The 12,730-nt window shown below is 44.6% G+C and carries 13 protein-coding genes; 10 read left to right on the top strand and 3 right to left on the bottom strand.

Going from position 1 to position 12,730, the window contains the following annotated elements; genetic code table 11:
• Window positions 1–324 precede the first annotated feature (324 nt).
• From HW45_RS06180 to HW45_RS06225, 10 genes are all read left to right on the top strand, one after another.
• Complete coding sequence (locus tag HW45_RS06180; RefSeq protein WP_006075440.1) at window positions 325–510, top strand: DUF3545 family protein; 186 nt, start codon at window positions 325–327, stop codon at window positions 508–510.
• A gap of 152 nt (window positions 511–662) precedes the next feature.
• Entirely contained in the window at window positions 663–1,580 is a 918-nt protein-coding gene (locus HW45_RS06185; protein ID WP_160171205.1) for a helix-turn-helix domain-containing protein, read from the top strand.
• Window positions 1,581–1,713: 133 nt separating this feature from the next.
• Window positions 1,714–3,858, top strand: a complete 2,145-nt coding sequence (locus HW45_RS06190) for a TonB-dependent siderophore receptor (protein ID WP_198557327.1) — start codon at window positions 1,714–1,716, stop codon at window positions 3,856–3,858.
• A 6-nt stretch (window positions 3,859–3,864) separates the two neighbouring features.
• The gene (locus HW45_RS06195) at window positions 3,865–4,605 is read left to right on the top strand and encodes a siderophore ferric iron reductase (RefSeq protein ID WP_038225553.1); all 741 of its coding nucleotides are present in this window, start codon (window positions 3,865–3,867) and stop codon (window positions 4,603–4,605) included.
• A 319-nt stretch (window positions 4,606–4,924) separates the two neighbouring features.
• Window positions 4,925–5,707 carry a DUF3450 domain-containing protein gene (locus tag HW45_RS06200; protein WP_038225555.1) on the top strand — a complete coding sequence of 261 codons (783 nt, stop codon included), beginning with the start codon at window positions 4,925–4,927 and terminating at the stop codon, window positions 5,705–5,707.
• Window positions 5,707–7,065, top strand: a complete 1,359-nt coding sequence (locus HW45_RS06205) for a MotA/TolQ/ExbB proton channel family protein (RefSeq protein WP_051867827.1) — start codon at window positions 5,707–5,709, stop codon at window positions 7,063–7,065. The genes HW45_RS06200 and HW45_RS06205 overlap by 1 nt, the downstream gene beginning before the upstream one ends.
• Window positions 7,055–7,633 (top strand): MotA/TolQ/ExbB proton channel family protein, encoded by a 579-nt coding sequence (locus HW45_RS06210; RefSeq protein ID WP_038225556.1) that lies wholly within the window; start codon window positions 7,055–7,057, stop codon window positions 7,631–7,633. The genes HW45_RS06205 and HW45_RS06210 overlap by 11 nt, the downstream gene beginning before the upstream one ends.
• Entirely contained in the window at window positions 7,630–8,034 is a 405-nt protein-coding gene (locus tag HW45_RS06215; protein WP_006075432.1) for an ExbD/TolR family protein, read from the top strand. Before HW45_RS06210 ends, HW45_RS06215 begins: the two co-directional genes overlap by 4 nt.
• Window positions 8,034–8,660, top strand: a complete 627-nt coding sequence (locus tag HW45_RS06220) for an energy transducer TonB (RefSeq protein ID WP_038225557.1) — start codon at window positions 8,034–8,036, stop codon at window positions 8,658–8,660. The genes HW45_RS06215 and HW45_RS06220 overlap by 1 nt, the downstream gene beginning before the upstream one ends.
• Window positions 8,657–9,844 (top strand): tetratricopeptide repeat protein, encoded by a 1,188-nt coding sequence (locus tag HW45_RS06225; RefSeq protein ID WP_038225558.1) that lies wholly within the window; start codon window positions 8,657–8,659, stop codon window positions 9,842–9,844. The genes HW45_RS06220 and HW45_RS06225 overlap by 4 nt, the downstream gene beginning before the upstream one ends.
• Before the next feature lie 61 nt (window positions 9,845–9,905).
• On the opposite strand, the gene HW45_RS06230 is transcribed toward HW45_RS06225, so the two are convergent.
• The 3 genes from HW45_RS06230 to nfo form a co-directional block, all read right to left on the bottom strand.
• The gene (locus HW45_RS06230; protein WP_006075429.1) at window positions 9,906–10,457 is read right to left on the bottom strand and encodes a hemerythrin domain-containing protein; all 552 of its coding nucleotides are present in this window, start codon (window positions 10,455–10,457) and stop codon (window positions 9,906–9,908) included.
• 100 nt (window positions 10,458–10,557) lie between these two features.
• Complete coding sequence (gene ung / locus HW45_RS06235; protein ID WP_038225559.1) at window positions 10,558–11,232, bottom strand: uracil-DNA glycosylase; 675 nt, start codon at window positions 11,230–11,232, stop codon at window positions 10,558–10,560.
• Between the two features lie 347 nt (window positions 11,233–11,579).
• The gene (nfo, locus tag HW45_RS06240; RefSeq protein ID WP_038225560.1) at window positions 11,580–12,431 is read right to left on the bottom strand and encodes a deoxyribonuclease IV; all 852 of its coding nucleotides are present in this window, start codon (window positions 12,429–12,431) and stop codon (window positions 11,580–11,582) included.
• Between the last annotated feature and the right edge of the window lie 299 nt (window positions 12,432–12,730).

A 12,730-nucleotide genomic window follows, 5' to 3' on the forward strand; every position in this document is an offset into this window, starting at 1 on the left:
AACGGATGAACGTTGTTTTACCAAATGGAATACTTTTTAGACATTATCACGCAATGAGAACCTTTCTCGTAGCACACGATTCGCTATCTACTCCCTTCTCAGCACACGGTATTAACAATCTCACTGAACAATTTCTTTTTCATAATGTGATTCAATCGGTTGTTTTTTAGACAAATGAGTTACTAAAAAGTGTGAGGTTGCATTCAAAATGGCATAAAAACTTCATACTTGCGAAACAAATGAGAAACAAATCAAAGTTAGTCTGCCTTGGAATGTGGTACTAAAAGGTCTCCGTGAGGAGAATAACAATAGTAGAGGTAGCTTATGGAAGGCTTTGAACTGGATGACATTGCGGAACTAGGTGCTCCACGTGCTCGCGCAGGACGCTCTAAACCGGTAAAAAGGAAATGGCGAGAAATTGAAGCCATTAAAGACAGACAGCGCTTACAAAAAGAACTGAACGATATGGATATCGGACTCGACTTCTCACTTGATGACGTTGATCTCTAAACCACCACTGATTCAATCTCAATAAGAATTTTCGCTTATGAAGAGCCTGAAACTTCATGAGTGATAACATACAAAACCCTCTTTATAGAGGGTTTTGTTTTTTCTCGAACAGTACGTTGTATTCGACCTCCGGTGACAAAAGTGTCAAGATAGTGCGATGTTTAACCACATTGACTTCGGTTATGGTCTCAAAGCGAAAACCTATTCATCTAAATCGCGTCGAAAAGATCGTTGATTATATTCATCAGAATTTAGATAAACCGCTTACGGTCACTGAACTTGCCGATATAAGCTGCTGGTCTCGCTGGCAGTTACAACGTGTGTTTCAAGAGCAAACCAATCACAACCTTGCCCAGTACGTGCGAGAACAAAAGCTCAGCCGCGCAGCAGAGCAACTTTTAAAGAGTGACCAAAAGGTCACCGACATTGCGCTCGATTTTGGTTTTAATTCTGAAGTGAGCTTTAGCCGTGCCTTCAAGCAGCTTTTTGCCATCTCTCCAAGACAATATCGCCTAGTAGGCAAACTTAATGGTATCAGGCTACCTCTAGTCATGAGTCCAGAATTGCCTCTTGATCAAGCCGCAACACAAGTCGTTCGAATAGAAAGCAAACCAGAAACTCAGTTTTGGGGAGTATATGGACCCATCGACTCCATCTATGCAGCGAACCCACAATTTAGTCAGCAAGTTCACGATATTTGGGGCACCTTTACTCAAATCGCGCTGCAACATTCGATAGCCCCAAATCACTTCTATTACGGAATTGTCGATACAGTGCGAGTATTGCCCAACTCACAGCTAGTGTATTGGGCGGCCAGTGATAACCCAGCATTTTCTCAAATTTCACAACTTGAACACATTACCATCCCTGCACAGATGTATGCCGTCATTACCCACGTAGGGCCTGCCGCTGCGTTTCCAAAAACACTCGAGTGGGTACTGCAAAGTTGGCTACCAAGCTCCGGTTACATGGGTCTGGAGGGATTTGAACTCGAGTGCTATCCAAGAGATTATCAACTGGAAAGCCAAGACGCTAAAATGGAGTTTTGGTTACCTATTCAATCGTTATAGCAGTACTTTCGACAAATCGTTTCCAAGAAAAAACTTGCACCAAATTGTTAAGTATCACAGAATCAAAATCCTTAGAATTGTAAATGAAAGTAATTATCAATAACATTTACATACTCTTTAAGAATCTTTTTCTATGATGTTAAAAACAAAACTTAGCCCAATTGCAGTGGCCGTAAGCATGCTAATTGCCGTGCCTACACTTTCAGTTGCAGAAGATAACCAGACAAGTCAAACACCTCAAACCGACGAGCAAATGACAGTACTGGGTAAGACTTATCGTAATACTGCCACTAAAACTTCATTGACGCCGGAAGAGACACCGCAAAGCATCTCAGTCATTGATCGAGAAACACTCGATCTGCGCGGCGTTAATTCCGTTGCTGAGGCCCTACGTTATACGCCAGGGGTGCATACTCAGCTGCGTGGCGGCGCAGTAGGTCGTCTGGACCTATTTAACATACGCGGTTTTACCAACTACCAGAATTATTACGACGGTCTCCAACTCCAATACAATGCATGGAACCTTCAACCTCAAGTGGACGCGTTCGCTGTTGAGCAAATCGAAGTATTTAAAGGTCCAACATCCGTGCTCTATGGAGCGATGCCTCCTGGTGGTATGGTCAACTTAGTGGCCAAGAGACCAACACAAGAGCGCGCTACAGACATTAGCGTAGCGGGTGGTTCTCACGCTCACAAAGAGTTCACTATCGATTCTCGCGGCCAGATTGGCGATAGCAACTTTAATTACCGTTTCTTAGGAAAAGCTCTAAAAAGAGACGGTATGGCAGATACTTCCGAAGAAGAGCGTTACTTAATCGCACCTTCTGTCGATTGGAACGTCAGTGACAAAACACTGATTAACTTTAATGCCTACTATCAAAATGACCCTAAAGCGGGCATTTATACTTCTATGCCAGGCTACGGAACGGTACTGCCTAATCCAAACGGTGATCTCAGCAAAAATCTCTTCACCGGCGATCAAAACTGGAACAAGTTTGAAAAAGAAGTTGGTCTCTACGGGGTTAAACTGAATCATGAATTCAGTAATGACTGGACCTTATTAGTAAATACTCGCTACATGGATGGCTCGGCTCTACAGCACAATACCTACGGTACTGGTTTAGCTGCCGACGGTCGAACCTTGAGTCGTAACGCCTATCTAACCGATGAAAAGTCCAAAGGTTGGGTGTCTGATGCGCAGGTAAACGGTAATTTTAATACTGGCAACTTGATGCACAACTTGCTTATTGGTTTGGATTATCAGCAACTAGATTCAAAAGTGGACTACTTTGACGTTGCCACATCAACCATTGATATCTATAACCCTGACAACAACCAACTAAGTGAAGAAGAGATCAAAAAGCAGATGGCCAGTGCGACGAATTACGGCAACCAAGTCGATTCGAAACAGCTGGGTCTGTATTTGCAAGATCAGATGCGCCTTAACCGCCTTGTTATGATCGCTGGCGTTCGATTTGATAATTACAAGAGCGATACAACAGCCAACTCAACAGGCGCGACAACTACCCTAGACCAAAATAACACCTCATATCGTGTTGGTGCTTTGTACGAGTTCGACAACGGTATATCGCCATACATCAACTACGCAGATAGCTTTGAGCCTGTTGCAGGAACGGATAAAGACGGTAATGCCTTCAAGCCATCCACAGGTCATCAATGGGAAACGGGTGTGAAGTACAACTCTGCCGACATGACCAAGATGCTAAATATTGCTGCGTTCCATATCACTAAGAAAGGTGCACTGGTCAAAGATCCAAATGGCTCGTTACCGCAGCATCAAATACAGGTCGGTGAAAGCGTTTCTAAAGGGGTCGAAGTTGAAAGTAAATGGTACGCGACGGATCGTTTAGATCTCGCGGCTAACTATACCTACCAAAATGTGGAAATTACGGAAGATACCGATCCGACTCAAATTGGTAAAAAACCGGTGTGGGTACCAGATCAAATGGCCAACTTATGGGCTAACTATAACTTCTACGGAACTGCGCTAGACGGTGCCATTCTTGGTGGTGGCGTGCGCTACATCGGTGAAACTCAGCTCGACGCGGCTAACTCTGGAACTATTCCGGGATACACTGTTGTCGACTTATCTTTAGGTTATGACCTAGGCACACTAGGAAGCAGTATGAAAGGGTCATCTGCATCCGTTGCGGTTACCAACTTGTTCAATAACGAAACATACACATGCTATGACTCATTAAACTGTTGGGCAAATGACGAACGTCGCATCGTTGCTAGGTTGAAATTTGGTTTTTAATGGTTAATGCAAACCTCACTCGCTAATCAACATGCGTCACGCCTTGAGGCGTTGACGCATGTCTCACAACAAGTATCCCCTCTGTTAGTTGAACTGACAGAGGGAGCACACGTTATTGAACCCAATTCAACATCACGCCAAGAAGTACAGTCGCTTTATCAATACTGGAAGCAACACTATCCCGAAGCTGGTGCGGTCTACTGGCAAACACGTACTTGGACCATGTTAGTTTGGCAGCCAATTACCATCGCTTTAGTCACTACTTATTATGTCGAACACGTACCGCCAATCAGCACAATGAAACAAGCGGTAAATCTTGATAATGGTGTTGTTGGGCAGTTTGATTTTGCTGAACACAATTGGCAACTTGGCGACCAACATCAGCGCTTAGCCATTGCCGCCAAAGAGCTAAAATTACTTATTGCCGATCTAGCGCGACAACTCAGTGACGTATGCAGAATGAGCCCAGCCACTCAAGAGAAGCTGCTTGCTGACACTGTGATGGAAATGTTGCTTCGCGGACTCAATCATATGGTTAGCGTAAATCTACTAACCAAAGAACAACTGCACCCTACCTTTGCTCATGAACTTCAGCATTGGCAACAGGCTCTGGAATTGCCGCTTACTCGCTTTGGACGGCTAGATGTCTCCATCGACGGGGAATATTTCGTCCAACGACGCGCCTGCTGCATGCATTACCGACGTGCAGACGGTGATTATTGCCAAGGGTGTCCTCAAAACAAATAACATAACATTATTAAAGATATTGATTTATATGATTTATTTATCCTTAACCAAAAACTGATGATATTTCGTTACAAGATATTGATTAAGAGATAACAAATGATAACTCATATCAATATCATTTAGACTGTATTTCTCCACGCAGTTGCAATACAATAACCGCGCTTCCAATGCAGACAAGAAAACGGTAACACGACTCGTTTAATGCCATTCTTTCTGACTCGATTCACTGCGTTAACTCCGCAAATCAGTAGCAGACATTTGGAACCCGAATTCAACTAAATAACTGGTACTTTCTACTAGAAAGCAGAAGGCTCTTGAAATGAACAAAACGGCTCTTCGCCTGACCTTGTGTTCGCTCCCACTGCTGTCCGTAAGCAGCTTCGCGACCGCCAACGATCTTAATAGTGCTCGAAATGTCGAGGCGCAAACCATCACGCAAAGTGCACAAAGCCAAACTCGCATCAACAAAAGTAGCGATAAAGCATTTGAACTGAAGTCTGATATCACGATGCTTGAGCAAGAAGTGGCGAACTTAGAAGTATACGAAAAGCACTTGCAAGCCGTTGTTGCTAATCAAGAAGAAGAGATGGCTAGTATTGATACTCAGTTAGAGCAAATCAGTGCAACTCGCCAAGGTGTTGTGCCATTGATGTATCAAATGCTTGCAGGGCTTGAAGCACATATTAAGCAGGACAAACCAATTCGAATTGATACGCGTCTAGCGAGACTTGATGAGTTGAAGGCTTTGATGCCTCAAGCTGATGTCAGTGATGCTGAAAAGTACCGTCGTATTTTAGAAGCGTATCAGATTGAAATGGACTATGGCATTAAGCTAGGCAGTTACCGAGGCCTTATCCACGTTGGCAACGACATTGAAGCTGAGCAGCTTTATTTAGGCCGCCTTTCTCTGGTCGCTCGCAGTCTAGACAGAAACCAATATTGGTCATGGGATATCAACCAAAACCGCTGGGTTGCCGTTGATAGTGCGTTAGCCCCACAGATTGACAAAGCCTTTGCTATTGCTCACAAGCAAGCGTCTCCATCGCTTGTTGAACTTCCAGTATCATTGACCCCAGCGACTCAAACACAGGATCCTAGCTAATGCGTACGTTATCATTGCATAAATTTCCGCTTATGGTTGCGCTGCTAAGCCTTGGATTAGCACAACCTTCTTTAGCCGCAGAGAGTCTAACTTCAAAAGCCAAAACTGCTCAGCAACAAGAGAGTCAGCACAATGCAAACCGTGAAGCTGAGTTTAAGAAGCAAGAGCAGCAACTAGCGGCCCGTAAAGCTGAACTCGAGAAACGTAAAGCTCAACTGGACGCAAGCATTGAATCGCTCAGCACTGCATTTTCTGATAATGAACGTACCTTAGCAGAGCAACAAAAGAAGCTGCATTTAGAAACAGGCAGTTTAGGTGAACTGTTTGGCGTAGTCAGACAATCAGCCAAAGAGCTTCAAGTGGAACTCGATCATTCTGTCGCCAATACTGAGCAAGCTAAGCAAATCGCTGACATCAATGGTATCGTCGCGGCGAAAACATTGCCATCCATTCAGGAGCTGACGGGACTGTGGCGTGCTTATAAAGCCCAAATAGCCACCAGCGCGACCTACGCCAACGTCCAAGTTCCCTTTGTTGCGGGTAACGGTGAAATCACCCAACTCGATGCGGTTCGTTTAGGCAACTTTGCTTTACTGTCGAACCATGGTCCTATTGATTGGGATGGCAAGTTGGCCAGTGATTTCCCTCGCCTTCCTAAAAACGTTCCGACCTCAGCAGATGCTGCTGGTATTGTGACAGGCCAAACAGCCGCCCTTATCGACCCAAGCCGTGGTGATATCTACAAGCAGCTGGCGGATAACCCGACCTTAGCCGAGCGATTCGAACACGGTGGTATTGTCGGTAAGATCATTGCAGGGCTCTTTGCTCTAGGCATGATCATCGCTCTATATCGAGCAGCTGTTCTAATTACCACTGAGCAAAAGATCAACAAACAACTAAAATCACCGAGCACCCCTACTGATAACCCACTAGGTCGTGTTCTTAGCGTCTACAACAGCGAGAAACAGCTTCATGTTGAAGCACTTGAGCTACGACTGCTTGAGTCCATTATGGATGAGCAACAGCACCTTGAACGTGGTCTGAGCATGCTTAAGCTATTGGCAGCTCTGGCACCAATGCTAGGTCTGTTAGGTACAGTTACCGGTATGATCGAAACCTTCCAAGTTATTACCCAGTTTGGTAATGCCGAGCCTCGCGTCATGGCGGGTGGTATCTCTATGGCATTGGTCACAACCGTACTCGGTCTGATTACTGCGATGCCACTACTTCTTGCTCACAACTTACTGAGTTCTAAGGCCGAAACGATTCGCAATATCCTAGAACGTCAGAGTGTTGGTCTTGTTGCAGAGCAAGCCGAAGTTCAAACCGTTGAGCATAAGGAAGCGTATGCCGCATAACCTATTCAGTTGGCTACCCGGTAGCGAGCATCTGAACCAGTTTATGACGCAAGGTGGGCCAGTATTATGGTGGCTCGCCGCGGTGGTGTTTATTTTTTGGTTAGTGGCCTTTGAACGAGTGATCTATTTCGCCAAGGTCTTTCCTACCGAGAAAAAAAGCTGGGTTGAGAAATGGGTAGCACGCCAAGATCATTACTCTTGGTACGCTCAGTCACAGCGCAATGCCATGCTAAGTGAAGCAGAGAATAAGCTTAAGCAAAACTTAAACTTGCTGAAGTGCCTACTTAGCTTGTGTCCCATGCTGGGACTGCTTGGAACGGTCACCGGTATGATCACCGTATTTGACACCCTGGCAGCTCAAGGTAGCGCACAGCCTCGCTTAATGGCAGCGGGTATTTCAATGGCGACGATTCCGACTATGGCAGGCATGGTCGCCGCACTCTCGGGCATGCTCGCCTATTCACGTATTCAAAAATGGAGTAGCAAAAGCCTACTTCAACTTGAACAGTTACTTAGAAGTGAACGTCACTTATCTTCCAATGTGACTCACTCAGGAGACTCTCTATGAGACTAGGTCATCGTAGAAAACAGACCGAAGAAGCCAATATCGATATGACGTCAATGCTCGATATTGTATTTATCATGTTGATCTTCTTTATTGTCACCAGTTCGTTCGTTCGTGAGTCTGGCGTAGATGTTAATCGACCACAGGCAAGCCACGCCGTTAGCCAGAAAGATGCAGGGATCTTTGTGGCCATTACTTCTGCTAACGATATCTACATTGATAAACGTCGCGTGGATGTGGAACGTGTGCAAGCAACAATTGAGAAACTGTTGTTAGAACAACCTAATGCTTCGATGGTAATTCAGGCAGACAAGCACGCTTTCAACGGCACAGTGGTAGAAGTGATGGACAGCGCTAAAGGAGCAGGAGTCACTAAAATTGCATTGGCGACGGAGAGCCCATAATGGTTCGACTACTGGCTAGTGTCCCACTTGCAGCCGTGTTAGCTTTTGCCCTGTTCTCTTTTATGAGTTGGATGATCGATATTGGGCCTAAAGCTAAGCCCGATGATAAGCCAAGGCTGAGTTATGATTTAGTTATGGTGGAACCAGATAGTGAAACAGCAAGGCGCCAACGTGTGCTCCCTGAGCCACCCAAAATGCCTTCAACGCCGCCTTCGGCAGCTGTGGTAGAGCAAAGCTCACAGGTATCAAGTGTACAAACCCCAAGTACACCGCAACTACCCAACATCGCTATTTCAACTCAAGTGGCGGGCGTGGCGCTCAATGCTCCAACCGTTCCAGATATAGGTCAAAACCAGCAGGTCATGCCATTACACCGTAAGGAGCCTCGCTATCCGCGTCGCGCATTACAGCGTAATGTCGAAGGTTATGTGGTGATGTCTTTTACTATCGATGAAAGTGGTCGCCCGACGGATGTTCAAGTGGTAGAAGCAAAACCAAGACGAATGTTTGAACGTGAGGCGATGGTGGCGCTTAAACAATGGAAATATCAACCGATGATTGTGAATGGCAAAGCGACTCCGCGCATCGGCCAAACCGTCAAATTAGAGTTTAAGTTGAATCAATGATAAAGCGTCTATTTGTTATCTCCGCCCTAGCTCTGAGCAGTCTCTTAGTGACCACTAGCGTAGCTGCTGCCCCGCAACTTGGTATGCGAACAGCAACGCAAGTTTCCAAGGCCTATGAGCTGGAGCAAGAGGATAAACTAAGCGAAGCCATTAAGCTTTTAGAAGGACTGAAGCCGAGTGCCAATTACGACAAAGCGTATGTGGCACGTATGCTAGGCATCTATTATTGGCAAGCTGAACAAGCTGACAAAGCCGTTAAACAGCTGCAAATAGCCGTGAATACGGGGGCATTCGAAGATGAACAAGGTTGGCAAACGGAACGTATGCTGGCAGAACTTTTACTCTCTGAAGATAAACCTGAACAGGCCTTAGTGCACTTCAATCAGCTGACCAAAACCGCTGAAGCAAACAACATCAGCAAAGACCAAATCACCGGAGTATGGCTCAATAAAGCGCGAACTCATTACTTATTGCAGCAATGGAAACCTTTATTGGCGGCAATTAATGAATATCACAGGCGTGATAATACCCCTAAGCTACAGCCATTAAGTTTGCAATTAACGGGTGAGATGCAGTTAAAACGCTTGAAGAGTGCGATTTTGACGACACAAAAGTTATTGGCGTTACAGCCGGATAACCTAATGTGGTGGCAGCAGTTGAGCTCACTCTATATGCAAACTAGGCAGTACAAATTGGCACTGGCAACCTTAGTATCCGCCGAACGCGCTGGTATTGAGTTACCAGAGAATCTTCAGGTCAGCAAAGCTCAGCTTTATTCTCAGCAAGGTATTCCCGAGAAGGCTGCTGAGTCCTATGCCAATTTACAAGTTAAAGAGAGCGATATTGACACCATTATCAAGCAGGCAAGGCATTGGCAAATGGCTCGTGAGTGGTCCAACGCTCAAACGGCTTGGCTAGCTGCAGCAAGGCTTAATGGTAAGTACTATGAAGAGGTGGCAAGGTTGGAGCTTCAGCAAGGCGCATTCAATCAGGCGCTAAGTTCGCTCAATAAAGTCACTGGCATTAATCAACAAGAGAAACTGTTACTGCAAGTGAGAGCCTATGTGGGCCTGAAAGATTACGCCAAGGCGACCAAGGTAGCTCAAGCAGCGCATAGAGAAAAGCCAACCACACAAACCGCAGACTGGTTGCAGTATTTAGAACAAATGAGTCAACCTCGATAACAATAAAAAACCCAAGCTCAGCTTGGGTTTTTTATTGTTCTTTCATTTCCAAATGTCAAAACTAAACACTTTCGACATCATTTTGCCTGACGCGAGCAGCTAGCTGTTTGTAACGGTCAGCTATCGTATCACCAAAGACCGGGTCGTCTTCAGTCACCGTCCATTGGCTTTCCACTACTTGCCAATCTTGGGTAGTAAACCGTTTTTCGATCAAAGGCAGTACGGATTGTTCTTCCAAATCAAGGTGGCGTTTTTGGTCTTGAATAAACTCCGATAAACGCCCCATGAATACTTCTTGAGGCACCACTGAGTCTTGGAGAATCATCTCGACAACATCTAGAAAAGCATGCGTCTTCTCTGAGAGATCTAGATGGTCGGTCTCAAGGTTCTCTACTTGTTCTTGAGCACCGTATTTTTCAATAAAGTAGTGATAGAGAATGTCTTCTTTGGGGTGATGTATTTTTTCAGAATGATTGGCTAAGTAATCGACAATCTCTTTGACGATACTGTAGTTAATTGGCTGCTCTTTTTCTAGTAAGTGCAATTTTCGATTTAAAATCGCGAGCAATCGCACCATATAACCATGCTCGCGTCTAATCCTTTCGATCATCATGATCCTTCTCCCTAATTTTCCATACTCTTTGTAAGTGTATAAGAGAAAGTAGGATCATGTTTTGAGGGTGCTCGAAAAACCACCAATTGACTAAGATTGCTTAATCAAGTCGTGGTTGCCAATCAACAGGTCGCTTACCCATACTTTGAAGTATTTGATTTGTTTTAGAAAAGTGGCCGCTACCGAAGAAGCCTCTGTGAGCAGACAGTGGGGAAGGATGAGGCGCAGTCAATACGTGATGTTTACTACGGTCTATCATCTTACCTTTCTTTTGAGCATGTGAACCCCATAGCAGGAAGACAATGCCTTCACCGTTCTGATTCAAAGCTTCTATAACTCGGTCAGTAAATGTCTCCCAACCTAATTTAGCATGAGAATGTGCCAGCCCTTGCTCCACAGTCAACACCGTGTTTAACATCAACACACCTTGCTCTGCCCAGCTCTTCAGATAACCGTGCGCAGGTATCTCAAACCCCTCAATATCTTGAGCGAGCTCTTTATACATATTGACCAAAGAAGGTGGTGTCTTTACGCCTGGTAAGACGGAAAAACAAAGTCCGTGAGCCTGATTAGGTCCATGATAGGGATCTTGCCCCAACATCACCACATTCACATCCGAGAACTCAGTAAATCGAAACGCATTAAATACATCTTGAGCAGGAGGGAAAATCGCCTTCCCTTGAGTACGCTGTGCTTCAACATACGCCATGGTCTGTTGAAAGTACTCTTGTTGCTTTTCATTACCGATTACGTCGTGCCATGTGAGTGTTGTCATTGTGGGTCCCTGAAGATGAATACTTCAGGTAGTCTATCACTCAACGAAGGGTCACCACTACTGTCAATTTGGCGTGTCGCCATGCACTTTTCCTCGCCAGAGGCAGTGCTTATTATATTATTTATCGCTCAATGATTAGGATGCTTTATTTGCGGCGTTCGGTAATGACCTTGACCATGAATATGTCGGTTTGGGGTCGGAAAGCGAGTAGAACGCGTAGCATTTGGTCTAGGAGTTACTGGACGAGTCATAATGGCACCTACCTTATCGAATCACACATTTATGCAACATGCATGTAACATAGTATGAAAGAAAGATGCCAAAATGCCATGTAGCACACGAAAAAATCAGCAATTTATTGAAAAATGTCTCAATTGTTGGATCTCATCAGGCCAAATAGTGGGCTCTATTGTTTCTAAAATCAGTGGGATAGAATCAAATCGTTGATCTTGCATGATGTACTCAAAGCACGCCCATCCAATCTCTCCTTTACCAAGCGAGTGATGCCTATCGACCTTACCTCCCAATGGGATCTTTGAATCATTAAGGTGCATGGCTCGCAAATAGTGCATGCCAACAATTCGGTCAAACTCTGAAAATGTGTGCTCGCATGCCTCTTTAGTTCGTAAGTCGTAGCCAGCTGTAAAGGTATGACAGGTATCAAGACATACGCCGACCCTCGATTTATCTTCTACCTTATCAATGATGTGAGCTAAGTGTTCGAAGCGCCAGCCAAGGTTAGTGCCCTGACCTGCGGTGTTTTCAATGACCGCGATGACATCCGGTACTTCTTGATGCGCTAAGTTAATGGATTCGGCAATACGGTCTAAACAATCACTCTCAGACAACTTTTTTAAATGACTTCCCGGATGAAAGTTAAGTAGTGTAAGCCCCAATTGCTGGCACCGCTCCATCTCATCGATAAAAGCAGCTCGAGACTTTTCAAGTTTATCCAACTCCGGCGCACCTAAGTTAATGAGATAAGAGTCGTGCGGAAGAATTTGTTCCGCACGGAAGCCGTACTTTTGGCATTCCGATTTAAATCGTTGGATAACCTCTTCGGTCAACGGTTTTGCCACCCACTGTCGCTGATTCTTAGTAAAAAGTGCAAATGCGTTCGCGCCGATTTCATTTGCCCTTTGTGGCACATTATCAACCCCACCAGCGGCGGAGACATGTGCACCAATAAATTTTTTCATATGATTGACTACCTGATCGAGTTCACAGTTTTTGAACTGTTATTTAGCGATCTTATACTTTCAGTTTTGGTTATGGAAGCCATTGATTTTACCTAAATAGCAAGCTTCTTAAGGCAATTTTGTTGTTTTATTACTACAAAATGCAAATTAAAATAATTTTTAATTATTAAAATATCATTTTAAAGCACCATTTTTAAAGGTTTGATTGACTTCAATCAAGAAATTAACCATAACTTCATTAATGTTTTTTGTTGTATTTTGATCTAAATCAATACTAAAATACCCACAACGGGTTATAT

Origin of the sequence: Vibrio sp. ER1A, assembly GCF_000733315.1 — a bacterium.
Classification (GTDB): domain Bacteria; phylum Pseudomonadota; class Gammaproteobacteria; order Enterobacterales; family Vibrionaceae; genus Vibrio; species Vibrio mediterranei.

Bases quoted from the DNA above. Each gene is read 5' to 3' on its own strand.
- HW45_RS06180 (WP_006075440.1), top strand. From the start codon at position 325: ATGGAAGGCTTTGAACTGGATGACATTGCGGAACTAGGTGCTCCACGT.
- HW45_RS06190 (WP_198557327.1), top strand. From the start codon at position 1,714: ATGATGTTAAAAACAAAACTTAGCCCAATTGCAGTGGCCGTAAGCATG.
- HW45_RS06195 (WP_038225553.1), top strand. From the start codon at position 3,865: ATGCAAACCTCACTCGCTAATCAACATGCGTCACGCCTTGAGGCGTTG.
- HW45_RS06200 (WP_038225555.1), top strand. From the start codon at position 4,925: ATGAACAAAACGGCTCTTCGCCTGACCTTGTGTTCGCTCCCACTGCTG.
- HW45_RS06205 (WP_051867827.1), top strand. From the start codon at position 5,707: ATGCGTACGTTATCATTGCATAAATTTCCGCTTATGGTTGCGCTGCTA.
- HW45_RS06210 (WP_038225556.1), top strand. From the start codon at position 7,055: ATGCCGCATAACCTATTCAGTTGGCTACCCGGTAGCGAGCATCTGAAC.
- HW45_RS06215 (WP_006075432.1), top strand. From the start codon at position 7,630: ATGAGACTAGGTCATCGTAGAAAACAGACCGAAGAAGCCAATATCGAT.
- HW45_RS06220 (WP_038225557.1), top strand. From the start codon at position 8,034: ATGGTTCGACTACTGGCTAGTGTCCCACTTGCAGCCGTGTTAGCTTTT.
- HW45_RS06225 (WP_038225558.1), top strand. From the start codon at position 8,657: ATGATAAAGCGTCTATTTGTTATCTCCGCCCTAGCTCTGAGCAGTCTC.
- HW45_RS06230 (WP_006075429.1), bottom strand. From the start codon at position 10,457: ATGATGATCGAAAGGATTAGACGCGAGCATGGTTATATGGTGCGATTG.
- ung (WP_038225559.1), bottom strand. From the start codon at position 11,232: ATGACAACACTCACATGGCACGACGTAATCGGTAATGAAAAGCAACAA.
- nfo (WP_038225560.1), bottom strand. From the start codon at position 12,431: ATGAAAAAATTTATTGGTGCACATGTCTCCGCCGCTGGTGGGGTTGAT.